Consider the following 22,449-nt stretch of genomic DNA (forward strand, 5'->3'; position numbering starts at 1 on the left):
GGGTGGAGCGCTGATTTTGATAAGCGTATAGGCTAGTTCTGACGGCTGTCTAGGCTCCTGCTGAATCGTTCGTGCATTTGATCGATCTCCTTATGTCCGGCCACGCCACTTAACGCGCGGTCCATGTTGGCGCTTTTGGTTTCGTGGATGTCAGGGCCGCGTCAGGAAGAGCGAATTGCCGGAGGGCGGCGTCGATTTCAGCATCCTTTCTGGCGGCATCCCGTTCGGTAAGAAGCCGCGCAGCCAGATGGCGAACGTGGTCCTGATTCAGCAGCCCCGGATGATCACAGACAATGCGGGCCAGTACACGCAAGGCAGCGGTAATCCGCTCTTCGGTCAGGGGGCCCGGACGGGTGTGCGCCCTGGCTCCCTGCATGGGAATCCTGATGTCCTTTGTCAGGGGCATCGTCAGCTTGCCATTGCCTGGTGCCGTACAGCCCGGCTGCGCAGACTTTCCAGACACTCCAGGAACAGGTCCGGAGCACGGTGTTCGGGTTCAGGCTGGATGCGGAACTCTGCCGCGCCCGGAAATTCCATATCGCTGTTCCGGACCAGAAGCAGATCCCGATACTCGGTCGCAAGCATGATCTCATCGACAAGTTTCAAAACAGTGACCCAGCCCGCAGGCAAAGGAAAAGGCAGCCCGAATGCCTGGTGGATGGTGAGGGTAATCGCCGTGTCAAGCGTTCCAAGCGGAGAGATTCTGGCAATTTTCTCCAGTGCCATGGTGACCAGCGGTGAAAGCGTGCCAATGTAGGCATCCGGCGCATCGTCCAGAAGCGCGGCCAACAAAGCTGTCTGGCCATATTTCTCAATCGCATTGCTACGAACGTGGAGCTCTTTGCAATGGGCGATCATCTGCAATGCGTTGTGCGTGAACGGCAGTTTCAGTCCAATGCAGGAATACGCAAGGAATATAGCATCATCGAGGTTCAGCAACACCACCCTGCAACGCAGCATCCCCGCTTGCTGTAAGTAACCCATCCGTTTTTCGCTTGCATCCACCATGCGGTTTCGATAACGTCCGCGTTGGAGCCAAAAAACTCCATGTACATGCAAAGGCGGATGACCGCACCGAATTGAACGCGGTTTTTTTGTGCCCGGATTCTGTCCGGCGCATTCCTCCCTTCGGCGGGAGGGCGGCGAATACAACACCCGCAAGGGAAATAAGCCCGCTCGACTGCCTGACCTTTGCCAGTGCATCTCGGGTTTTTTGCCTCCCGCCACCAGCGGCCATTACGGCCTCTGGATGGTGCGTCGATACGCCGAAGGGGAGTTTTTCTCGATGATGTTCACGCATCGCATGACCGAAACCGAGCGCCTGCGCTGGGTTGGTCACGTGGGAGGGCGAAAGGACCTGAGCCTGAGTGCCCGCGTTGTCGCTCTTTCACTGGGCTATGGCCTCGCTCCGTTTATCCAGGCATCCATTATGCGCACAGCACGCGGCTTGGCCGAGGCCAGCGGAATGTGCGTGCGGACCTGCCTGACCGCGCTGCGGAAGCTGCAAGCGGCTGGACTTCTGCCCAGAACCCAGACCGTACGGCAACCCCTGAAGACGGTGACAGCCGCCCTGAAGGCCGCCATGACCTGCATGGGCATTCTGCGTCGGGACCCGGCAAAGGATGCTGTGGAGCGCCTGGCGACCACCTTGCATGAGTCAGGCTGCCGGGTAGCGGAAACGCTGGTCCGTCAGGCTGATGCAGCCTTTGATGGCCTGATTCTGGAACTGCAGTGCTCGTCCTTTGCCTATGACTGGCTGACAGGCCGTCAGCAGCATGAACTGCGGCGGGCGGCAGACCAGGCAGGCCTTCAGGTACACGTAGTCAGGGGGAGTGCCGGATGATGAGTCTGCAACAGATGTACACCGCACCATCCTCAGATGTCCTGCCCGACCCGGTTGTGATGCTGGCCCGCCAACTGGCCACGGTAACCCGCGTCGCCATGCATCAGGCCCCGCTGGATCCGGCCAACACAGCCCTGATCGACCAGCTGGAGCACCGCATCAGCCACGCCCGGGCAACCAGCCTTGACGGCGCGCTGGCACAGGGCCTCGCCGCCTTCGGGATCCTGTCCGCCCTCGAAGATGAAGCGGGCGACGCGGACCCCGATGCCCTGATCCGCCGGGCCTGTCGGCTGGTGGCTTCGATGCTGGGTGTTCTGGAGCAGGCCGCATCGGTCCACAGCGCCGCACTCGGCGGGACGTATTACGGCGTGCGGGCCATCGGAGGAATGGCTTGATTCTATGCCCTGCGTTCAAGAAGTATGGCCAAGGGGGCGAGGATGCCTCTTCTTCACCCTGAAGGGGCTTGTCTCGATCCATTTATTGTAGTAACAAAAATATGGACATAGAGTTCGATGCCAGCAAGCGTACCCTGACCCTTGAAAACAGGGGCCTGGATATGGCTGATGCTGAAGAGGTGTTTTCAGGGCCTCACATAACGGTTCTGGATGACCGGCGCGAGTACGGCGAGCAACGCCTTATTACTGTCGGCTATATGGATGGACGCATGGTGGTGATGGTATGGACGCCGCGCCAGAGCGCGTACCGCATTATCAGCTTGAGGAAAGCCAATGCCCGTGAAGAAAAAAGGTTCCAGCCCCGCCTGGGTGGATGAAGACGATGCCCCGGACCTGTCAGCGCCGGAATGGGCACAGGCTTTTGACAAGGCACCCGTAAGACGGGGACGCCCTCCGCTGAACCGCACCAAGGCATCGACAACCGTTCGTCTTGACCCGGACATTCTGGAGTATCTGAGAGCAGGCGGACCCGGTTGGCAGACCCGACTGAATGCCTTCCTGCGTGAAGCTATCGCTGCCGAACAAAACCAAAGATCCCGGAAGCACACATCTTAAAGAGCAGATACAGCAATCTTGCCATGGCTAGTTCAGGCGTTCACAGGGACCAGCAAGGGCGAGAAACGATATACGTGATTGACCTTCTCAGAATTTATTCGGAGAAGTAAGTTTTCACGAAATCGTGCCCCTTCGGAGTGATCTTGAAGCCGCCATCCACGTCTTCCGCATAGCCCTGATATATAAGGTTGTTTTTTGCAGCTTTGTGAGATTTCAGGTTGCGAACGATCTGAGAAAACTTCGTGTCCTTCCTCCCTGTCAAAACCTCTTGGCTATCATCTGGGACCCGAATGTAATTTGGTAATTCTGCAATCAATTCAGATGTTGAAATGGCTCCATGCGGCTTGGTAGCTCTGACCAAATGCAACCGGCTTCTTCCGTGCGTCGCTGTTCTGTGTGATCAGGTAGCAGGCGTAGCGACCGAGCTTCATATCCTCAATTTCGCGAACCGCTCCTGATCCTAATTCGACCATTTTCGTGACGTCACGAAAATGGTCGTCAACGCGCTGACCAGAGTTTTCGCAAGCGATTTTTGCTCTGCTTATGGAGGACAGGAAGTTCTCCCATCTGTCGTAACCAAGAAGCTTTTGCAAATCCCGGGCAAACCAAAACTCCTTTCCCCCACCGTCCTTTCGCGCTGCCGCCTCGAAAGCCGCAATCAGTTTTTCGATTTCGCCATCATTCATTGAGGTGTTAGTGACTAAAGTCAATTCTGCCGGTTCTGTTTTCGCAACCCGCTCAATTGTCTCGCTAAAATTCATTCCGGTCAGCGTTTTGCTCATGCGTTCAGTTCCTTGGCATGCTCATTCTTCTCTATTGCCGCCCACGAACGTGGTGTCGGCCTCAACTATGCTCCGGAAGCACACACCTTGAGGCATGTATAGCGATCTTATCGTTAACAGCCAATCACAGCATACAGCCGGAAAGTAATTTTAAGGGAACCGTGCAGATGAACGCTTTACGAGGAACTGCGGCCATTGTAGCTGAAATAGTTATTCAGCTTAATAGCTATAAGAGCACTGCCGCAGAATATCGATAACCATATAAAATTTCCAAATTCTTCGAAATCGTCTGCAATTGGTGCATCTTGATAAATGTATAATAAAAATGTAATAACTGAATATAATATAGTAAATAATATGGAGTGTATTATTAATACATATATATGCTTTGCTATGAAGAATAGAATTGATTCGAAAAATCTGCTTGATAATGAATCCATAGCATCCTCCCGATGAATTTTATAGCGAGTTACGCGCCTACACTAACATGCATGAATGCTGTATTGAATTGATAATGCAATGAAAACATTGGTAGCTTTATTTAACTGACTGCCTGCAAATTGTATATATACAATAACAGGCAATCCAGTCATGTATCTATCCAAGTAAACACATAATATTCCGCCCTCACGCATTCAGCCGACGGCGATTTTTTCCAGCCATTCCTGCTTGTGCTTCAGCGTTGCTCCGGCCCCGTAGCGGGGTCTGTGGAAAGTGTGTCCCATTAGTTCCGCTGCGATACGGTCGGGTGCGTCTACGGCGATCAGCCGGTCCTGGAACGCATGTCGCAGGGAATACAGGCTCTGGGTTTTTGTCTCGAACAGATTGTGCTCGTTCATGTACTTGTTGATCGCCGTGGTGAAGCTGTCTGTCTTGCCGCGATAGCGCTGGATGCCTCCGTTTTGCAGAAGCTGTCGGGCTGCCTCCAGAGCGGCGCCGACCAAGGGAATATCTCGCCTTGATTGCGATGTCTTGATAGCGCGCACCGCATTCGGCCTGATCTTGATGTGGGGAACAGGCCCTTCCAGCAAGATATCCTCGGGTTCCAGCCCGCAGATCTCCCCGGGGCGTGCACCGGTTTCCACCAGAATGGCAACCAGGCAGCGGGCTTCCTCGTTCACGCCGGACAACGCACCCGGCCCAAGAAGCGTTCCCCGGATCCAGTCTGTCGAGACGGTCTCGCCACGGTTTTTGCCCATTCCATCGGTTTCGCGGAACATCAGGTCGGCAAAAGGATTCTTGAAGCCAAGCCCCAGCTTTTCATCAACAACCCGGATCATGCCCTTGATATGGATCAGGTCACGGTTCGCCGTGTTGACAGCAAGGTTCTCCGCCCCCAGGCGAACGGCCCACCAGTCACGGAATATCAGGGCATCGGTGCGGGTTACCTCTGTCAGTGGTTTGTCTCCAATCACAGAGATCAGGTTGCGGACGGCCCTTTCACGGGCCAGACGCCAGCCCCGGATCTGCCTTTCGTTCTTTCCGCGCAGCAGTTCCGGGGTCAGGCGGGCATATTCGGGGTAAAGGTCGGACAGAAGCAGGACAGGCCGCTCAACGCCGCCCATGACAGCGACAATGGTGGCCGGCGTCACGGTATCCTGCAGGGATTCAAGGCGCTCGACAGCGTCTCCGACGGGCCCGGCCACCAGCTCGGAAAGAGGGCGATACACCCAGCCCAGGCGGCGGGAAAGCGCGACGGCACGCTGATAGCGTTCACGCAGGGCAGCTGTTTCGCCGCCAAGGCGCAGTTCCGCCCAATAGGTCTCGACGGCAGTATTGATGTGACCAACAAGCCGACGTGCCACATCGAAGCTGTCTGTGCCGAGCGCAATCTTCACAAAACGACCCAGCTGAGGCGCCAGATCGATGGGTGCCCGTCGCCGGAAATAGAGTGTACGCCCTTGTTGCAGGATATAGCGACTGGTCACCTTGCGATCCCAATGTATCCAAAAATGTATCCAAAAACGCGCTGTTTAACGTATCCCAAACCCGGAGGGGGCAGAAGGGGTCCCGTTAATGCATTGTTTTTAAAGCAAAAACCCCCGCGACTGAAACATGTCGCGGGGGTTTTTATGGCGCACCCGGAAGGACTCGAACCTCCAGCCTTCTGATTCGTAGTCAGATGCTCTATCCAATTGAGCTACGGGTGCAGGGCACGCTTTTTCTCTTTGGCGCCATTGGTGGTGGCTTGTTTCCGCCGAGGACCGGGTTTCTATCGGCTTGCGGGGCTACAGGCAAGAGAAAAATGCATAGGCCCGTATTTTTAATGCCGGTGCTGAGTGTTTTGTCCGGTAAGGCAGGAAGTCAGGCTGGCTGTTATATCATTCATAAGTTGTGTGTAGTTTTCATAGCCGGTTTCGCGTGGGTCTCCGCCTCCCAAGGGGTCAAGGTCGCTGGTCCGGGCGCCGGTTTCTCGTGCAATCTGGGTTATTGTTCGACGGGGAGATGATGGTTCTGCAAACAGGCAGGACACGTGGTGATGGCGTGCTGTCTCGCGTATATGGCCCAAGTGCCGTGCCCCGGGGGGCAGGGAGGGGTCGATGGTGATAGCGCCAACGGCATGCAGGCCAAAACGATTTTCGATGTATTGGATGGAATCGTGGAAGATCAGGAAGGGCAGGTGACGCGCCGGCTTCAGCGTATGATCCATGTGCTCTTCCAGCGTTTTCAGCCGTGTTTGCAGGTTGGCTGCATTGGTGCGGTACGTATGCGCGTTGTCAGGATCCTGTTCTGACAGGGTATGAGCGATGGCGTTGACCATGGCCACCGCGTTGCGTGGGTCAAGCCAGATGTGCGGGTCAGCTCCTTGTTTGTGATGGCTGTGTTGTCCATGTTCTGCGTGATGGTGGTGGGTGTGTCCGGCGTGCTCCCACAGCCCGCCGCTCCGTACGGGAAGTCGTATGATCCCTGGTGCTTCCAAGAGTGAAACGGCCTTGGCCCGAGAAAGAGACCTCAGTGTCCCTGGCAGAAAGGTTTCCAGCGCCTCGCCGATCCAGAACACAGTCTGTGCCGATGCCAGAACACGGGCATCGGATGGCCTGAGTGTATAGGTATGCGGGGACTGTCCGGGGGGTATCAGAAGAACCGGGCTTCCAACGCCCTCCATCACGCCGGAAACCAAGGCGTGGACAGGTGTAATTGATGCAACAACAACGGGAACGGATGCGTGGGCTGGGTTGCCAAGTATAGCGACCAGCGCAAGGGAAGCGGTGATCGTGAGACGCAGGGAAGCAAGCATGAGGGGTGAGCTCCACATGGGGCATGGGGGGAGGTTATTTATGTTATAACATAACATCTTTGGCAAGCGTGTTGTTCTGTGACATGATGCCCCCGCTTTCAGGAGAGACAGGCAGGTTATGATTCCCTTTCCAGCCCCCGACCATGATCATCGACGGTGCCGTCAAAGTGCCCTAGACAGGGCAGAAGCGCTGTGTATGCAGCAGGGAGCTCGGTTGACGGTAGCGCGGCGCCAGGTCCTAGAGATCCTGTGGGAGGATCACCGCCCTGTCAGTGCGTATGGCATTCTACACCGTTTGAATGAGGCCGGAGGGCGCGTTGCCCCGATGGCGGTGTATCGGGCCCTGGACTTTCTGGTGGAACGGGGGCTGGCGCACCGTCTTAACAGCCTGAATGCCTTTGTGGCCTGTTCCGATGCCGGCCATTCTGTCATCAGCGGGGTCTGGTTTTTCATCTGTAGCCGTTGTGGTCAGGTTGCCGAAACCCAGGATACTTCGATTGCGCGTGCCGTATCTTCTGCTGCCGACCGTATAGGCTTTGCCATCTCGGCCCAGATAGTGGAGATCATGGGGGTGTGCCCGGACTGCTTTGCCAGCTCGGTGGAGGAACATTCATGAGCACCGTTCCCCTGATCTCGGCAAGGGGGCTGGTTCTGGTTCGTGATGGACGCAGGATCCTCGATAACGTTGACTTCTCGGTTGCGGCAGGGGAAATCGTGACCATTGTCGGTCCGAACGGGTCAGGAAAAACGACCTTGGTCCGTGTTCTGGCTGGTCTCGAGACTGCGGGCGAGGGTGTGCTGGAGCGTAGCCCCGGCCTTCGCATCGGCTGGTTGCCGCAGCGTCTGCATGTTGATCGTATTCTGCCTCTGACAGTGTATCGCCTGCTCTCCCTGACCGGTCGCATTCGTGAACAGGAAGCCCGTACGGCCTTGGAGGAAGCGGGTGTTGCGCATCTCTTCCGGGCCCGGGTCCAGGATTTGTCTGGCGGGGAGTTTCAGCGCGTCATGCTGGCGCGGACCCTGTTGTCCCGTCCACACCTGCTGATTCTAGATGAGCCGGCCCAGGGTGTGGATTACCGGGGACAGACGGACCTTTATGATCTGATTGCCCGCTTGCGCACGGTGCATGGGTGCGCTGTTGTCATGATTTCTCACGATCTGCACGTGGTGATGGCTGCTACAGATCGTGTGGTGTGCCTGCATCATCATGTCTGTTGCGTTGGCCATCCCCGTATGGTTGCCCGTGATCCGGTGTGGGAACGTCTTTTCGGTCCGGAAGCGGCGGGGCATATTGCTTGGTACGGGCACGAGGGGCATCACCACCATCATAACCCCGACGGGACAATCAGTGCGGACTGTTCGGTTCATGGCCATGAGGCGCATACAGGGCCTGTGCCCAAGGATATGAAGTGATGGATGATTTCATGGTGCGGGCCCTGTTCGCCGGCTTGGGAATGGCTGTTGCCGTAGGGCCACTGGGTTGCCTAGTTGTCTGGAGACGTATGGCCTACTTCGGCGATGCATTGTCGCACGCTGCGCTGTTGGGAGTGGCTGCCGGATTGTTTCTGGGAACGGGTATCACGGCCTCGGTTGTTGTTCTTGGTCTGGTCGTTGCCTTGCTTCTTGTGGCGCTGGGCCGGCAGCGTCTGGTGGCTGCGGATACACTGCTGGGCATTTTCTCGCATGCCGGGCTTTCATTTGGCATGATTGCGCTGGCGCTTGTGGCGTCGGATGCAAGTGGCATACGGATCGACCTGCATAGTTTTCTTTTCGGCGACATTCTGTCTGTTGCGAAGAGTGATGTCCTAGTCATATGGGGCGGGGCCTGTTGTGTTGTATGTTCCTTGGTCTTTTTGTGGCGTGTTCTTGTCGCCATAACGGTGTCGCGTGACCTTGCCCTTGTCGAGGGTCTTGCCGTATGGCGGGCCGAGTTCCTGTTCATGATCCTGATGGCTGTGGTTGTTGCCTTGGCCATACGAACGACAGGTGTTCTGCTGGTTACAGCGATGTTGATTGTTCCGGCGGCGACAGCGCGCCGTTTTGCCGGTACGCCTGAAGCGATGGCTTTTTTATCGGTCTTTTTTGCAGTTCTTTCTGTTCTGTGTGGCTTGGCTGGATCATGGTTCTGGGATTTGCCGGCAGGCCCGTCTATCGTTGCTGCGGCTACCGTTTTTTGTTTCCTTGCTTGGGCATCTTTGTTACCACGGTATAGAATCGGACGTATCTCGCTGTAAAAGCGGCTTGTTCCGGTGATGACGTTTCAGTACACTCCCCCAAATCATGTAAGCGGGAAGGTGAGGGGGAGCCCGCCGTACACTTGTCGAGTGTGATACTGTTTCCGCCCTTGAGACTCATCCGTCGGGTCGGACCTCTGCCCGGGTACGGACTAGACATAGGTAATTCGATGCCGCTGACCAAATCGCGAATTCTGGTGCTTGGCGTGACAGTCTTTCTGTCCGGCTGCTCTTTTGCCAATGATGCACTGTTCCCGTCACTGGAGAGCAATCACAGCTCCGGGACCGTGGTCACACGCGGTGATGATGTAGCGGAGCCCGTGCCCTTGGTATCGGATGCGGACCTGTCCGATGGTGTATCGGGTGGTACGTTCGTCGGGCAGAAGGTACAGACATTCCGTGGGGAGTTGGGTCAGCTTCAGTCTGCCGTGCGTCGGCGCGGGGAAGAGCTTCAGCAGCTTCGGGCGGCTATTGTCAGCGACAGCAAGGCCTATCACGAAACGGTGGCTTCGATCAGCGCCCGTCTACAGGTTGGCTCTACACCCGGCAACCCCGTCCTGCAAAGGCAGTGGAGTGGTGCGCAGAAGCAGCTTGATGGCATAAGCGCCAGCATTACGGCCATGAACAGGCTGGCAAGCCACGTGTCTTCGGACAGCGCGATGGGTGCTTATCTGATTGACAGTATCAATGCGGCTTATGGCTTGTCGGGTGCTGTTGAGGACGATCACCGCCAGCTCAGGATGCTCCAGGACCAGACCAACCAGACCATGGTGTTGTTTGAGCGTCTTCTGTCCGATCTTTCACAGGATATATCCCGCCAGCAGAGCTATCTGGCCAGTGAGAGGTCGAACCTGAATACGTTGGCATTGGGCGTGAAGAGCGGTCAGCTCTATGGCGCTGCTCTTGGTTCACGTGCCTCTTCACGGGCCAATGCGATGGCTTTGTCGTCTGCGTTCAGTATGCCGGCTGACAAGGCAAAGCGCCGCCCTTTGGTCGTGATCCGCTTTGACAGGCCGAATGTCGAATACCAACAGCCGTTGTATCAAGCGGTGTCACAGGCGCTGGAGCGTAAGCCGACAGCTGTCTTTGATATTATTGCCGTGAGTCCGGCTGATGGTAACCCTGGACAGGCTGCTGTGGCGGCAACAAGTGTTCGCCGCAATGCCGAGCAGGTGATCCGTACTCTGAGCGATATGGGGCTTGGTTCGGATCGTACGCGCCTGACAACATCAGCCAGCAATGATGTGTCTGGCGGAGAAGTGCAGGTCTTCGTTCGATAAGAAGAGCTTTATAATGGGGTGCGCGTTCCTGCGTGCCCCACCCTGTTTGTTTGAACGTTCTTTTTTATTGCCATACACACCTTTTGTGACGCAAAAGGACTATCTTTTCTATATTTAGATGCATTTCTCTGGTGCTTTGTGTCTGCACATTCTATTTATTTTATAGGCGAAATATCCTGTCCTACAAGGGCGCGATATTCCATAACGGTAACAACTATATTTATGTGATTGAATAATGCAGAAACGACCTCTCACAGACAATGAAATCCAAGCTGCCCGATCAATATTTAAGGACAGTATCGATTACTCAAAAGTTCGCATACATAATCGCGGATTTTTCAGGTTCTTTGGTCTTGATTTACAGACCCGGCGTACGGCTGTAACGCCAAATGGCTCCCTGTATTTCAGAAAAGAAGATTATCGTGCTGACTTTGCCTTGGGGTACCCTGACGGTGATTTTGATGTGTCCTCCCTGTTGTGGTTTATGCATGAGATGACCCACGTCTGGCAGTATCAGCTTGGGTATCCGGTCATGTTGCGCGGGGCAGTGCGTATAGGCTTGGACTATGCTTACACCCTGCGTGAAGACGCGTCTCTTGCTAGCTATAACATGGAGGCACAGGGCAATATCCTGTCCGATTACTTCTATTTCAGGATATTGGGTGGACTGCAAATTTCTAGGAAGGACAAGAATTACGTCGCTTCTGATCTTCCTCTGTACGAGAAGGTTCTGCGCTCGTTCCTTGACGACCCGTCGGACAAGGCCAACCTGCCTAGTGATGCAGCTGCTCGTTGACTCTTTTTGCGGATACTCCGGGATTATTCATAAAAAAGGGAGGGCATAAGCCCTCCCTTTTCCGTATTGGGCAATCAGGCGACCAGTGATCTCAGTACATATTGCAGGATACCGCCATGCCGGTAGTATTCCACCTCATCGGCTGTATCGATGCGGCATAGAACCGTGATTGTCTGTTTTGAACCATCAGCGCGGGTAATCGTGACCTGAACGTCTTGGCGGGGTTTGATTCCGTTGCCAATGCCGCTGATGTCAAAGACTTCGGTTCCGTCCAGCTTCAAGGTTTTGCGGTCGGTTCCGTCCTTGAACTGCAGGGGAAGGACACCCATGCCAACCAAGTTGGAGCGGTGGATCCGTTCAAAGGATTCCACCAGAACAGCCTTCACGCCCAGCAGGTTGGTGCCCTTGGCAGCCCAGTCGCGGGATGAGCCGGTTCCGTACTCCTTGCCAGCGATGACGACCAGCGGCGTTTTCTCAGCCTGATACTTCATGGAGGCATCGTAGATGGCCATGACTTCGCCGGAGGGAATGTGCTTGGTAATGCCGCCCTCGATGCCGGGCACCATTTCGTTCTTGATGCGAATATTGGCAAAGGTGCCCCGCATCATGACCTCGTGGTTGCCACGCCGCGCGCCGTAGCTGTTGAAATCAGCCTTGCTGACACCGTTGGCAATAAGATACTTCCCGGCCGGGCTGTCGGTCTTGATCGAGCCAGCCGGTGAGATATGGTCCGTGGTCACAGAGTCACCCAAGATGGCTAACGGTCTGGCTCCCTTGATGTCAGAGAACTTTCCGGCTCCGTCGGCAATGTTGACGAAGTAGGGCGGGTTCTGGACATAGGTGGACTTGTTGTTCCAAGAATAGGTCTGGCTTTCACCGACCTTGATAGCTTGCCACTGCCGTGGGCCAGCCCAGACGTCGGCATACCGGCTTTCAAACATGGCCCGAGTTACACAGGACGCAACCGTTGACTGGATTTCTGCCGTGGTGGGCCAGATATCCTTCAGGTATACAGGCTTGCCATCCGATCCCGTCCCGAGAGGCTCGGTCGTTATGTCCTTCTGCATGTTACCCAGAAGAGCATAGGCTACCACCAGCGGCGGGGAAGCCAGCCAGTTGGCCCGGACATGCGGGCTGATCCGACCTTCAAAGTTGCGGTTTCCGGACAAAACAGCAGAGACCACCATTTTATTGGTGTCAATGGTGGTGGCAATCGGATCAGCCAGAGGACCCGAGTTCCCGATGCAGGTTGTACAGCCGAAGCCGGCAATATTGAAGCCAAGCTGATCCAAGTATTTCTGCAGACCGGCCTTCTCCAAGTAGTCCTGCACCACCTGTGATCCCGGTGCCAGAGATGACTTGACCCATGGTGCCCGCTTCAGGCCTTTTTCTATCGCCTTCTTGGCAACAAGGCCGGCCGCAATCAGAACACTGGGGTTCGATGTATTGGTGCACGATGTGATGGCAGCAATAACAACATCGCCTTGGTTCAGCTCGTAATCCGTCCCAGGGACAGCAAAGCCCTTGCCGTGGTCGGTGATGCCTTCGGCGGTCAGGACTTCCTTCAGGGCTTTGGCCGCCCCGGACAAGGCTACCCGGTCCTGCGGACGCTTCGGACCGGCGAGGGATGCCTCTACCGTGTTCATGTCCAGTTCCAAGGTGTCCGTAAAGACCGGATCCCAGTTTGGTGTCCGCCACATGCCCTGTTCCATGGCGTAGAGCTTGACCAGCTCGATCTGGGATTCCGGGCGTCCGGTCAGACGCAGATAGTTGAGGGTTTCCTCATCCACTGGGAAAATGCCGCATGTTGCACCGTATTCCGGGGCCATGTTTCCGATGGTGGCGCGGTCAGCCAAGCTCAGGTTATCGAGGCCCGAGCCATAGAATTCGACAAACTTTCCGACCACACCCTTCTTGCGCAGCATCTGGGTAACAGTCAGCACCAAGTCGGTTGCTGTCATACCCTCACGCAATTTCCCGGTCAGCTTGAAGCCGACAACTTCGGGGATCAGCATCGACACCGGTTGCCCCAGCATGGCGGCCTCAGCCTCGATACCACCGACGCCCCAGCCCAGAACGCCCAGCCCATTGACCATGGTGGTATGGGAATCTGTGCCAACGCAGGTATCAGGATAGACCAGTGTCCGTTTGCCTTCTTCACCGGTCCAGGCAACGCGGGCCAGATGTTCAATATTAATCTGGTGGCAGATGCCGGCCCCTGGCGGTACAGCCCGGAAGTTGCGGAACGCTTTCTGCCCCCAACGCAGGAATTCATAACGCTCTCCGTTGCGTTCAAATTCCAAGTCCATATTCTTTTTCAGGGAGTCGGCTGCCCCGAAGTGGTCGATCATCACCGAATGGTCAATAACCAGATCGACGGGGGACAAGGGATTGATTTTCTGTGGGTCACCGCCAAGCCGGGTGACGGCATCACGCATGGCGGCCAGGTCAACGACAGCAGGAACCCCGGTAAAGTCCTGCATCAGAACCCGTGCCGGACGATAGGCAATTTCCCGGTCAGAGCGGCGGTCCTTGATCCAGGCGGCGCAGGCCTTGACATCATCAACGGTTACGCTGCGCCCATCTTCGTAGCGCAGCAGGTTTTCCAGCAGCACCTTCATGGAATAGGGCAGGCGGGAAATGTCACCCAGTCCGGCTTCCGACGCCGCTTTCAGGCTGAAATAATCAAATTCCTGCCCGGCAATCTTCAGGGTCCGTCGGGTCTTGAGGGTGTCGTGACCGCACAGGGGCATTGGTCGCTCCTCGGCAAAAGGGTGGCATCCGTTGGTCTTCGGAAGTCCCGCGCCTGCGCGAGAATCCCGTGCACCATACACCATATTTGCGAGATATTGTCCAGTGATGCCCCGTACCCAGACACACCCTGCCCAGCCGGGAAGCCTATGAAAAGGCAAGGCCGGGCAGGGTGTTTCCGTGTATTTCCCCGTTAATCGTCGGCCATGGCCGAGACATGAATCTGGCTGTTCTGTCGTGGAAAGGCCTTCATCATCCAAAGCAGCAGGAGCAGACCCGGTATTGCCGCAAGGGTAGAAATCATGAAATAGGTGCTCCACGTAACATGGTCAGCCAGCCAGCCCCCCCCTGATGCCATGAAGGTACGGGCAAAGGCCATAAACGAGCTGACCAATGCATATTGGGTTGCCGTATAGGCAACATTGGTCAGGCTGGAAAGATAGGCGACAAACGCGGCCGACCCCATACCGCCGGTCAGATTCTCCACGCTGATGGTTACAACCAGCGCCGGAACGCTGGGACCGATTATGGCTTGGGCCACAAACACCAAGTTGGAAGCAGCTTGCAGGATACCACACAGCAGGAGGGCCCGCATGATACCATAGCGGAGCACTATGGCGCCGCCGATCAGGCCACCGGCAATGGTCATCACAACGCCATAGGTTTTGCTGACGACACCTATATCGGTTTTTGTGAAGCCAATGTCGATATAGAACGGGTTGGCCATGACGCCAAGCAGGGCATCGCCGTATTTGTAAAACGCGATGAAAAGCAGGATCAGGACCCAGTTTTCCCTGCGTATAAAGTCGGCAAAGGGAGCAATGATCGTATCGTATAGCCAGTCGCTGTTCTGGGTAACGTGGCGTTCCTGACGCATTCTCCCTTGCGGGGATTCCGGCTCGGGTACGAAAAGCGTGAACAGAAAACACCCAGCCATCAGCGCGGCCATCGATGCATAGGCGACTTGCCATCCGAAGGCATCGGCCAGAATAAGTGCCCCCGCCCCGGAGGCCATCATCCCGATACGGTACCCAAGAACAGTGCCACCGGCACCGGCACCGGCCATATCTTGTTCCAAGCTTTCAATACGGTAGGCATCAATCACAATGTCTTGTGTTGCTGAAGCAAAGGCAAGTGCCACTGTCCATGCGGCCGTTCCCCAAAGATAGGTTGCAGGGTCACTGCTTCCAAGGCCGGTCATGGCAACGATTAGGGCGATCTGCGAGACCAGCATCCAAGATTTCCGACGGCCTAGCCAAGATGTCAGAAGGGGAATGCGAATATGGTCCACAACCGGTGACCACAGGAACTTTAGTGCGTAGACCGTGGAGGCCCAGGAAAAAAGACCGATGGCCGTCTTGCTGAGGCTGGCCTCTGTCAGCCAGGCAGACAGGGTGGCGTAAACAAGGGGAAGAGGGAGGCCCGAGGCAAAGCCCTGGACGAGGATGATCATAACCCGGCGGTCGCCATAGACTGCGACGGAGCGCCACCAGTTTTGCATACCGATATTTCCCTGACACTTTTGCAACAAGACAGCCATGGAGGAGAATTAAGGCTGTTCTGTCAACCTTCCTGTGCCCTTTTTGCGTGTTTACGGCTCTTTTTCTCGCATCTCTCGCGGGAATGGCAACCTGATCGGTGTGTTTATAGCGTATCCGGTTATTCCGGGGTGCGGCATGTCATGCCACACCCCGGAATACGCGTGCTCTGTGTTAGGCGAACGTGCCGGCCTTTGCGGCCCGCTTGCGTTCGTTTGGATCAAGGAACCGCTTGCGCAGACGGATTGATTGTGGCGTCACCTCGACCAATTCATCATCCTGGATATAGGACAGCGCCTCTTCCAGTGTCATCTTCTTCGGAGGAGGCAGGCGCACGGCTTCATCCTTGCCGGCTGCGCGGATGTTGGTCAGCTGTTTCCCCTTGAGGACATTGACCTCCAGGTCGTTGGAGCGGGTATGCTCCCCGACAATCATGCCCTCATAGACCTTGTCGTTATGGACGACAAACTGTGGGCCGCGGTCCAGAAGGTTGAAGAGGGCGTACGCGACAGCTTCTCCCTTTCCATTGGAAATCAGGACCCCCGTGCGGCGGCCTTCTATTGGCCCTTTGTAGGGGGCATAGCTGTGATACAGGCGGTTCATGATGCCTGTGCCACGGGTGTCAGTCAGGAACTCTGAATGATATCCGATCAGGCCGCGTGACGGGGCCAGGAAGGTGATACGCAGCTTGCCACCACCAGAAGGCCGCATGTCGGTCATTTCTGCCTTGCGCAGGCTCATCTTCTCGACAACGGTGCCCGAGAACTCCTCGTCCACGTCCACCACGACTTCTTCGATCGGTTCCATCCGCTGCCCATTTTCCTCGCGGAACAGGACGCGCGGGCGGGAAATGGACAGCTCAAAGCCTTCGCGGCGCATGGTTTCAATCAACACGCCCAGCTGAAGTTCGCCACGACCGGCCACTTCAAAACTGTCTTTATCGGCACTCTCGGTAATACGGATGGCCACATTACCCTCGGCTTCACGTTCCAGACGGGCCTTGATCACCCGGCTGGTTAGCTTGTCACCTTCGGTACCAGCCAAGGGGCTGTCATTGACTGTGAAGGTCATGGCCAAGGTCGGCGGGTCAATCGGCTGGGCTGTCAGTGGCGTATCAATCTCGGGCGCACACAGCGTGTCAGCCACGTTTGCCTTGGCCAGACCAGCTAGGGCGATAATATCGCCGGCTTCCGCTTCTTCCACCGGTACCCGCTGCAGGCCACGGAAGGCAAGCAACTTGGAGGCACGGCCCTGTTCAATCAGGGATCCATCACGGGATATGGCCTTGATGGCCATGTTGAGCTTGGCTCGCCCGGTGGCAATACGTCCGGTCAGAATTCGGCCCAAGTATGGATCGGCTTCCAGCGTGGTAGCCAGCATGGAGAACGGAGCCTCCAGATTACGTTCCGGAGCCGGGACATGGCGCAGGATCAGGTCAAACAAGGGGGTCAGATCCTTGCGTTCATCCTTTTCCAAGTCCGCAACAGCCCACCCGTCACGCCCGACGGCAAACAGGGTCGGGAAATCAAGCTGTGCATCACTGGCATCCAGATTGGCGAACAGGTCGAAGATTTCGTCGTGTACTTCGTCCGGACGCGCATCCTGGCGGTCCACCTTGTTGATCAGCACAATCGGGCGCAGGCCAAGCTTCAGGGCCTTGGACAGCACGAACTTGGTCTGGGGCAGGGGGCCTTCGGCGGAATCGCACAGCAGCACAACCCCGTCCACCATCGACAGGATGCGCTCCACCTCGCCGCCGAAATCGGCGTGGCCGGGGGTATCCACGATGTTGATACGGTGCCCCTGCCAGTCCACGGATGTGCACTTGGCCAGAATGGTGATTCCGCGTTCACGCTCAAGATCATTGGAATCCATGGCCCGTTCTGCGACTTTCTGATTGTCGCGGAAGGTGCCGCTTTGCTTGAGCATGGCGTCAACCAGGGTTGTCTTTCCGTGGTCAACGTGTGCGATGATCGCAATATTGCGTAGGTCCATACAGGTTCCGGTCCAAAAGAAAGAAATGCGACGTCCCGGGGTGCTTACGCGGTGTTGCCCAGGCGTTGCTTGACAAAGCCGGCCAGCGAGACCTGTGGTCTTGGCCCGACGTGACTGATGCATTCTGCCGCGCATATGCCCCCGATCAGGGCACATTCAGTCAGCGGGCGTCCCCCGACCAGCCCGTGCAGGAAGCCGGCGGCATACAGGTCACCTGCCCCTGTTGTATCAACAACAGCAGGCACGGCCGCTGCGGGTACAGGAATGGTTTGGCCGGCTGTGACGGCTACAGAGCCTGCGGCACCGCGTGTCAGCGCGGCGACTTCGACCCGGCCACGTACCTTTTCCACTGCTTCGGCGAAACTTGCAACCCCGTAAAGGTGACAAATCTCCTGTTCGTTGGCGAACAGAATATCAACGCTTCCGTCCAGAAGATCAAGAAAGTCCTGCCGATGCCGGTCTACGCAGAAGGGATCCGAGAGCGAAAGAGAGAACTTTTTACCTGCCCTGCGTGCGATTTCAATGGCTTTCAGGATGGCTGCCTTGGCGTCGGGCTTGTCCCAGAGATAGCCTTCAACATAGGTGATACCCGAATTTTCAACTATAGAGGTGCTTATATCGTCCGGGCACAACCGCGTGCAGGCGCCGAGCCAAGTGCTCATCGTCCTTTCTCCGTCCGGGCTGATCAGGACCATCGAGCGTGCGGTAGACAACTCATCAACAAGTGGAGGGGTCTCGAAATGGGTCCCGATGGCACGGATGTCATGGGTAAAGACCTTGCCCAAGGTATCGTTGGCAACTTTCCCGATATAGGCCACCTTGCTTCCCAGAGAGGCCAACCCAGCGGCGGTGTTGCCGGCAGAACCACCCGATGCCTCGATCGTTGGTCCCATTTTTTCATAGAGGGTATCGGCCTGCTGTTCATCAATCAGCGTCATACTGCCTTTGACAAGCCCTTGTCCGGTGATAAAGCTGTCATCGGTTTTGCACAGGATATCGACGATGGCATTGCCAATTGTCAGGATGTCAAAGCTCTGGGTCATGTCCGGGCCCCGGAAGGTTGGCGTCGCCCGCTGTCAGGGCGCATGCAAGAAGATAGGAGCCCGGCGTTCTGGTTGTGTGACAGAAAAAGAGCCGGGCCGGTGATGGACGCGAGTATAACGGGGTGTTGTGTTGCGGCAAGCGTTGTGACCATACAAGAGTATGCTACGGTCAGGCCATGCCGGTTTTTGTTCAGAAGGAGGCTTCGTGATTCAATCTTACCTGAAGGCCTTCAGCCAGCTACCTGATCCGCGTTTCCGCCGCGTGATCCTGCTGTCACTGTGCTTTGCTGTTCTCCTGTATGGCGTCACATTCGTCGTACTTGGCTGGGTGTTCGGAGAGTTGGCAATCTTGGCTGCGTCGTGGTGGGAAACCGGCGGTGCCATTTTGGGCGGGGCGGCTGTTGTTGTTGCGTCCCTGTTCCTTTTTCCTGCCGTGTTATCGGGTTTTGTCGGCCTGTTCTTGGATGACATCGTCACGGCGGTAGAGGCAGAGCACTACCCGACCCTGCCGGACACCCGTCCGCAAGGTTTTCTGGAAAGTCTGGCCGGCAGTCTCAGGTTTGCGGGGCTGGCGCTGTTGGTCAACCTAATTGCCCTTCCCTTGTATTTCATACCGCCCGTCAATGCCTTTGCCTTTTTGTTGGTCAATGGTTTCCTGCTGGGGCGGGAGTATTTTGAGCTGGTTGCTCTGCGCCGGTTATCACGGACAGAGGTCTATGCCTTGTCCCGTTATTACCGGCGGCGCCTGTGGTGGGCAGGGACTTTCACGGCTGTTCTGTTATTGGTGCCTTTTGTCAATATACTGGCCCCTCTGGTGGGCGTGGCCGCAATGGTGCATATTCTGCAGGGCCTTGATATGGGGAAAGCGTTGCCCGTTGTGGTGGAAGGTCCAGGGCGGGAGGTATCTTGATGGCTTCACGTTTGGTATCACGCATCGTGCGTGGTGTTTTTCTGTTGGTGCTCGCCTTGCCCTTGGCTTGCACCTCATCCGTACGTGAAGCCTCGACGCGTTTGCGTTCCGTGCCGGAGCGGACGGCGATTGAACACCGGGATAAGGTTGCGGTCGAGGCCGCCTTGGGTCATCCGGACAGGGTTCGTGTCGAGAGGCCCGCAGAGGTTTGGCAGTATATGACCAAGCGCTGTGTCCTTGATGTGACCTTTTATCCTGGCCCGGATCAGCGCCTGCGTGCAGAATATCTGGAAAGTCGGGGAGCAGACGGGGGTGCCATGGCTATCACTGATTGCCTGATGTCATTTGCCGGTGAGGCCAAGGACCTTTAGTGCATTCTTGGATGCGGTCCGGTGTCTGGAATGATTGTGTGGTGATTATCCTGTGGTGATTATCCTGTGGTGATTATCCTGTGGTGATTATCCTGTGGCATCACTGAAGTCAGCGCGGGCATGGAGATTCTGTTCCCTGACCGTAGGCTTTGGCTTCTCACTGTTTGGCAAGGAGAGAGGGGTGACCAAGGGCAGTGAGACGGTAAAGCGGGCCCCCATGATATTACCAGCATCATCCATGCGGTTCTCGGCGTGGATTGTGCCCCCGTGCGAGACAACAATCTGGCGTGAGATGGACAGCCCCAGCCCGGAGTGGGAGCCAAAGGCTTCTTTCCGGGGACGTTCGCTGTAGAAACGTTCGAAGATTGCCTCTTCCTTGCCAGGAGGAATGCCGGGCCCTTCGTCTTCAACGGTTATGTGTGCCCGGCTGGCAGAAAGATTCAGGCCAAGGGTCAGTGTACTTCCCTCTGGAGAGAAGGATTGTGCATTGCCGATCAGGTTACGCAGAACCTGTACAATCCTGTCTTCGCTCCCATGAACAATGGCTTGTGTATCATGCTCCGGTAATTCAAGGCGGATTCCGATCTTGTGTTCATTCAGGGCAGGTGTGCAGACTTCTCCCAGAATTTGAAGAAGCGGGCGCAGGGCAATAAACGTACCTTCCGTACGTGACAGTTCGGCATCAACGCGGGACGCATCGGATATATCGGAAATAAGACGGTCGAGGCGGTCAACGTCATCCTTGACGATATTCAGCAGGCGGGCTTTCTTGCAGGAATCATCCAGCCGGTCGATCGTTTCAATGGCAGAGCGTATGGACGTCAGCGGATTCTTGATCTCGTGGGCGACATCTGCGGCGAAGCGTTCCGTTTCATCCATGCGTTGGTAGAGTGACTCGGTCATGTGACGAAGGGAGACAGACAGGTCCCCTATTTCGTCATGGCGTGAAGACAGATCGGGAATCCGGTAATGCCTGCCACGCTGCGATCGAACCCGATCTGCAGCCTTGGCCAATTGCTGGACCGGGCGGGCAAGGCCTCGTCCAAGGTAGGCTGAAACCAGTACAGTTACAGTGAGCGTGCTGAAAAACATGTTCAGGATGTCACGGCGTGTTCTGTACAGCCCCCGCGCGACAGCTGTATCAGGACGCGATACCATGACAGAGCCAACGACGTAGCGGTAAAACGTGATAGGAGCAGCGGCCGACATCAGGCGTCTCCCAGAGGAAAGAACACGCAGTGAAAGGCCGGTACGCCCTTGTTCCAGAGCGTTCAGAACCTCGCTGTAGTCGCTCGCTGTTTGGTCTGCGGATTCCCGATAGTCCGGCAGATCCCGGAAGCTGTTGGCCAGGGCATTGATCCAGCCTTGCAGGACAGAGGCTCTTTCATTGTCCAGCGGTGGAAGGTCTGTCATTTCCACCGCATGCTTTTTCCGCGAGAGCCCCGTGCTGTCTGCAATCAGAATGCCGTCGCTGTCGAACAAACGGACTCTGTCCCCGCTCAGGCTTCCGAGACGGATAACCATGGCGCTGGCTTCAGCCCGGTCCAGCATGTGGCATGTAACTGGAATCCTTGCATCGGTGAACAGTGCGGTGTCGGCTGTTACCGCGCCTTCGCCCAAGGCTGCGGCGATCAGGTCGGCATGGCCGCGTAGAGCTTCCATCTCTGAGTCCAGAAGCGCTCGCTCGTACTGGTTCAGGTACAGGATTCCGGCGACCAGAAGCAGAGGGGCAACCAGGTTGACGGCCAAGATGCGGAGCATCAGGGGCGATACCCATCGCCCCCGTGTCATGGATCCTTCTGTTGCTGTGCTATGACGGGATGCGGCCAGAATCAACAATCCCTGTATCGATATCCGACCCCATACAGGGTTTCGATCTCGGCAAATCCGGGGTCTACGTCGCGGAACTTCCGGCGCAGCCGTTTGATGTGACTGTCGATGGTCCGGTCATCAACGTAGATGTTCTCGCCGTAGGCTAGGTCGATCAACTGATCGCGGTTCTTGACGTGGCCCGGCCTCTGGGCCAGACCCTGCAGGATCAGGAATTCTGTTACAGTCAGGTCAACAGGCTTTTCCTTCCAGCTGACCATGTGGCGCGCAGGATCCAGTACCAGGTCACCGCGTACCATGGCTGTTTCGGACGCGGTGCCTCCTGCTGTTGAACCAATGTTGCGGCGGCGTAGAACCGCGCGAATGCGTTCCAGAAGAAGGCGCTGGGAAAAAGGCTTGGTGATGTAGTCATCGGCTCCCATGCGCAGTCCGAGCAGTTCGTCGCTCTCGTCATCTTTTGACGTCAGGAAAATAACCGGGATATCGGATGTCTTGCGCAGGTGTTGAAGCAGCTCCATGCCGTCCATACGGGGCATCTTGATATCAAAGACAGCCAAGTCAGGGGGATTCTGGGTCAGGTTCCGCAGGGCTTCGGAGCCATCATGGAAGCAGGAAACCACGAATCCCTCTGCTTCTAGGAACAGGGAGACAGAGGCCACGATATTGCGATCATCATCAACAAGGGCAATGGTTGCAGTCACAGCAGAGGGCTCCTGATGGAAACGTCGACCTTGGCATGATCCGATGCCAATGTGGCAAAACTGCAGTAGCCCCTACCGAAATCCTGTGATTTATAAGTCCGGATTTCTATCTGTGACAGCAGGGTGC

The 22,449-nt window shown here is 56.2% G+C and carries 22 protein-coding genes and 1 tRNA gene; 11 read left to right on the forward strand and 12 right to left on the reverse strand.

All coding sequences use genetic code 11. From position 1 onward, the window contains the following. Positions 1–109 precede the first annotated feature (109 nt). Entirely contained in the window at positions 110–406 is a 297-nt protein-coding gene (locus AY555_RS04525) for a hypothetical protein (protein WP_066134016.1), read from the reverse strand. A gap of 2 nt (positions 407–408) precedes the next feature. After that, the gene (locus AY555_RS04530) at positions 409–984 is read right to left on the reverse strand and encodes a hypothetical protein (protein WP_167829335.1); all 576 of its coding nucleotides are present in this window, start codon (positions 982–984) and stop codon (positions 409–411) included. Positions 985–1,285: 301 nt separating this feature from the next. On the opposite strand from AY555_RS04530, the gene AY555_RS04535 reads away from it, so the two are divergent. The 4 genes from AY555_RS04535 (at position 1,286) to AY555_RS04550 (ending at position 2,853) form a co-directional block, all read left to right on the forward strand. After that, complete coding sequence (locus AY555_RS04535; RefSeq protein ID WP_066133232.1) at positions 1,286–1,843, forward strand: hypothetical protein; 558 nt, start codon at positions 1,286–1,288, stop codon at positions 1,841–1,843. Next, positions 1,840–2,238 (forward strand): hypothetical protein, encoded by a 399-nt coding sequence (locus tag AY555_RS04540; RefSeq protein WP_066133237.1) that lies wholly within the window; start codon positions 1,840–1,842, stop codon positions 2,236–2,238. Before AY555_RS04535 ends, AY555_RS04540 begins: the two co-directional genes overlap by 4 nt. Positions 2,239–2,339: 101 nt before the next feature. Next, positions 2,340–2,615 carry a BrnT family toxin gene (locus tag AY555_RS04545; protein WP_066133240.1) on the forward strand — a complete coding sequence of 92 codons (276 nt, stop codon included), beginning with the start codon at positions 2,340–2,342 and terminating at the stop codon, positions 2,613–2,615. Then, positions 2,572–2,853: a BrnA antitoxin family protein gene (locus AY555_RS04550; protein WP_066133244.1), complete on the forward strand. Its 282-nt coding sequence runs from the start codon at positions 2,572–2,574 to the stop codon at positions 2,851–2,853. The genes AY555_RS04545 and AY555_RS04550 overlap by 44 nt, the downstream gene beginning before the upstream one ends. A 317-nt stretch (positions 2,854–3,170) precedes the next feature. On the opposite strand, the gene AY555_RS04560 is transcribed toward AY555_RS04550, so the two are convergent. The 4 genes from AY555_RS04560 to AY555_RS04575 form a co-directional block, all read right to left on the reverse strand. Beyond that, positions 3,171–3,635 (reverse strand): BRO family protein, encoded by a 465-nt coding sequence (locus tag AY555_RS04560; protein ID WP_066134025.1) that lies wholly within the window; start codon positions 3,633–3,635, stop codon positions 3,171–3,173. A gap of 635 nt (positions 3,636–4,270) precedes the next feature. Continuing rightward, positions 4,271–5,563, reverse strand: a complete 1,293-nt coding sequence (locus AY555_RS04565; protein ID WP_066134029.1) for a DUF6538 domain-containing protein — start codon at positions 5,561–5,563, stop codon at positions 4,271–4,273. Between the two features lie 145 nt (positions 5,564–5,708). Continuing rightward, positions 5,709–5,785, reverse strand: a tRNA-Arg gene (locus tag AY555_RS04570). Positions 5,786–5,898: 113 nt separating this feature from the next. Next, positions 5,899–6,873 carry a zinc ABC transporter substrate-binding protein gene (locus tag AY555_RS04575; RefSeq protein ID WP_066134032.1) on the reverse strand — a complete coding sequence of 325 codons (975 nt, stop codon included), beginning with the start codon at positions 6,871–6,873 and terminating at the stop codon, positions 5,899–5,901. 118 nt (positions 6,874–6,991) lie between these two features. On the opposite strand from AY555_RS04575, the gene AY555_RS04580 reads away from it, so the two are divergent. The 5 genes from AY555_RS04580 (at position 6,992) to AY555_RS04600 (ending at position 11,183) form a co-directional block, all read left to right on the forward strand. After that, positions 6,992–7,489: a Fur family transcriptional regulator gene (locus tag AY555_RS04580; RefSeq protein WP_066134035.1), complete on the forward strand. Its 498-nt coding sequence runs from the start codon at positions 6,992–6,994 to the stop codon at positions 7,487–7,489. Continuing rightward, complete coding sequence (locus tag AY555_RS04585; RefSeq protein ID WP_066134037.1) at positions 7,486–8,286, forward strand: ATP-binding cassette domain-containing protein; 801 nt, start codon at positions 7,486–7,488, stop codon at positions 8,284–8,286. Before AY555_RS04580 ends, AY555_RS04585 begins: the two co-directional genes overlap by 4 nt. Next, positions 8,286–9,107, forward strand: coding sequence for a metal ABC transporter permease (locus AY555_RS04590; RefSeq protein WP_209315884.1), 822 nt, complete (start codon positions 8,286–8,288; stop codon positions 9,105–9,107). The genes AY555_RS04585 and AY555_RS04590 overlap by 1 nt, the downstream gene beginning before the upstream one ends. A 170-nt stretch (positions 9,108–9,277) precedes the next feature. Then, positions 9,278–10,387 (forward strand): hypothetical protein, encoded by a 1,110-nt coding sequence (locus tag AY555_RS04595; protein ID WP_066134043.1) that lies wholly within the window; start codon positions 9,278–9,280, stop codon positions 10,385–10,387. Positions 10,388–10,622: 235 nt separating this feature from the next. Beyond that, the gene (locus tag AY555_RS04600) at positions 10,623–11,183 is read left to right on the forward strand and encodes a hypothetical protein (RefSeq protein ID WP_066134045.1); all 561 of its coding nucleotides are present in this window, start codon (positions 10,623–10,625) and stop codon (positions 11,181–11,183) included. Positions 11,184–11,257: 74 nt separating this feature from the next. Here the strand turns inward: AY555_RS04600 and acnA are convergent, their stop codons facing one another. The 4 genes from acnA to AY555_RS04620 form a co-directional block, all read right to left on the reverse strand. After that, on the reverse strand, positions 11,258–13,936 hold the full coding sequence (acnA, locus tag AY555_RS04605) for an aconitate hydratase AcnA (RefSeq protein WP_066134048.1): 2,679 nt from the start codon (positions 13,934–13,936) through the stop codon (positions 11,258–11,260). A 191-nt stretch (positions 13,937–14,127) separates the two neighbouring features. Further along, positions 14,128–15,435 carry an AmpG family muropeptide MFS transporter gene (locus tag AY555_RS04610; protein WP_066136566.1) on the reverse strand — a complete coding sequence of 436 codons (1,308 nt, stop codon included), beginning with the start codon at positions 15,433–15,435 and terminating at the stop codon, positions 14,128–14,130. A 211-nt stretch (positions 15,436–15,646) separates the two neighbouring features. Further along, positions 15,647–17,467 (reverse strand): translational GTPase TypA, encoded by a 1,821-nt coding sequence (typA, locus tag AY555_RS04615; protein WP_066134051.1) that lies wholly within the window; start codon positions 17,465–17,467, stop codon positions 15,647–15,649. Positions 17,468–17,511: 44 nt separating this feature from the next. After that, positions 17,512–18,510 carry an adenosine kinase gene (locus tag AY555_RS04620; RefSeq protein ID WP_066134053.1) on the reverse strand — a complete coding sequence of 333 codons (999 nt, stop codon included), beginning with the start codon at positions 18,508–18,510 and terminating at the stop codon, positions 17,512–17,514. Between the two features lie 205 nt (positions 18,511–18,715). Between AY555_RS04620 and AY555_RS04625 the strand changes: the two genes are divergently transcribed. Further along, positions 18,716–19,420, forward strand: coding sequence for an EI24 domain-containing protein (locus AY555_RS04625; protein WP_167798511.1), 705 nt, complete (start codon positions 18,716–18,718; stop codon positions 19,418–19,420). Beyond that, positions 19,420–19,791, forward strand: a complete 372-nt coding sequence (locus AY555_RS04630; RefSeq protein ID WP_066134058.1) for a hypothetical protein — start codon at positions 19,420–19,422, stop codon at positions 19,789–19,791. Before AY555_RS04625 ends, AY555_RS04630 begins: the two co-directional genes overlap by 1 nt. 87 nt (positions 19,792–19,878) lie before the next feature. On the opposite strand, the gene AY555_RS04635 is transcribed toward AY555_RS04630, so the two are convergent. Both AY555_RS04635 and AY555_RS04640 read right to left on the reverse strand, forming a co-directional pair. Next, positions 19,879–21,582, reverse strand: a complete 1,704-nt coding sequence (locus tag AY555_RS04635) for a stimulus-sensing domain-containing protein (protein WP_082812061.1) — start codon at positions 21,580–21,582, stop codon at positions 19,879–19,881. 41 nt (positions 21,583–21,623) lie between these two features. Beyond that, positions 21,624–22,322 (reverse strand): response regulator transcription factor, encoded by a 699-nt coding sequence (locus AY555_RS04640; protein ID WP_066134063.1) that lies wholly within the window; start codon positions 22,320–22,322, stop codon positions 21,624–21,626. Positions 22,323–22,449: the final 127 nt, after the last annotated feature.

It is taken from the genome of Haematospirillum jordaniae, assembly GCF_001611975.1.
Taxonomy (GTDB): domain Bacteria; phylum Pseudomonadota; class Alphaproteobacteria; order Rhodospirillales; family Rhodospirillaceae; genus Haematospirillum; species Haematospirillum jordaniae.

Excerpts from the sequence above, each read along its gene's own strand:
- AY555_RS04525 (WP_066134016.1), bottom strand. The coding sequence starts at position 406 with ATGCCCCTGACAAAGGACATCAGGATTCCCATGCAGGGAGCCAGGGCG.
- AY555_RS04530 (WP_167829335.1), bottom strand. The coding sequence starts at position 984 with ATGGGTTACTTACAGCAAGCGGGGATGCTGCGTTGCAGGGTGGTGTTG.
- AY555_RS04535 (WP_066133232.1), top strand. The coding sequence starts at position 1,286 with ATGATGTTCACGCATCGCATGACCGAAACCGAGCGCCTGCGCTGGGTT.
- AY555_RS04540 (WP_066133237.1), top strand. The coding sequence starts at position 1,840 with ATGATGAGTCTGCAACAGATGTACACCGCACCATCCTCAGATGTCCTG.
- AY555_RS04545 (WP_066133240.1), top strand. The coding sequence starts at position 2,340 with ATGGACATAGAGTTCGATGCCAGCAAGCGTACCCTGACCCTTGAAAAC.
- AY555_RS04550 (WP_066133244.1), top strand. The coding sequence starts at position 2,572 with ATGCCCGTGAAGAAAAAAGGTTCCAGCCCCGCCTGGGTGGATGAAGAC.
- AY555_RS04560 (WP_066134025.1), bottom strand. The coding sequence starts at position 3,635 with ATGAGCAAAACGCTGACCGGAATGAATTTTAGCGAGACAATTGAGCGG.
- AY555_RS04575 (WP_066134032.1), bottom strand. The coding sequence starts at position 6,873 with ATGCTTGCTTCCCTGCGTCTCACGATCACCGCTTCCCTTGCGCTGGTC.
- AY555_RS04580 (WP_066134035.1), top strand. The coding sequence starts at position 6,992 with ATGATTCCCTTTCCAGCCCCCGACCATGATCATCGACGGTGCCGTCAA.
- AY555_RS04585 (WP_066134037.1), top strand. The coding sequence starts at position 7,486 with ATGAGCACCGTTCCCCTGATCTCGGCAAGGGGGCTGGTTCTGGTTCGT.
- AY555_RS04590 (WP_209315884.1), top strand. The coding sequence starts at position 8,286 with ATGGATGATTTCATGGTGCGGGCCCTGTTCGCCGGCTTGGGAATGGCT.
- AY555_RS04595 (WP_066134043.1), top strand. The coding sequence starts at position 9,278 with ATGCCGCTGACCAAATCGCGAATTCTGGTGCTTGGCGTGACAGTCTTT.
- AY555_RS04600 (WP_066134045.1), top strand. The coding sequence starts at position 10,623 with ATGCAGAAACGACCTCTCACAGACAATGAAATCCAAGCTGCCCGATCA.
- acnA (WP_066134048.1), bottom strand. The coding sequence starts at position 13,936 with ATGCCCCTGTGCGGTCACGACACCCTCAAGACCCGACGGACCCTGAAG.
- AY555_RS04610 (WP_066136566.1), bottom strand. The coding sequence starts at position 15,435 with ATGCAAAACTGGTGGCGCTCCGTCGCAGTCTATGGCGACCGCCGGGTT.
- typA (WP_066134051.1), bottom strand. The coding sequence starts at position 17,467 with ATGGACCTACGCAATATTGCGATCATCGCACACGTTGACCACGGAAAG.
- AY555_RS04620 (WP_066134053.1), bottom strand. The coding sequence starts at position 18,510 with ATGACCCAGAGCTTTGACATCCTGACAATTGGCAATGCCATCGTCGAT.
- AY555_RS04630 (WP_066134058.1), top strand. The coding sequence starts at position 19,420 with ATGGCTTCACGTTTGGTATCACGCATCGTGCGTGGTGTTTTTCTGTTG.
- AY555_RS04635 (WP_082812061.1), bottom strand. The coding sequence starts at position 21,582 with ATGACACGGGGGCGATGGGTATCGCCCCTGATGCTCCGCATCTTGGCC.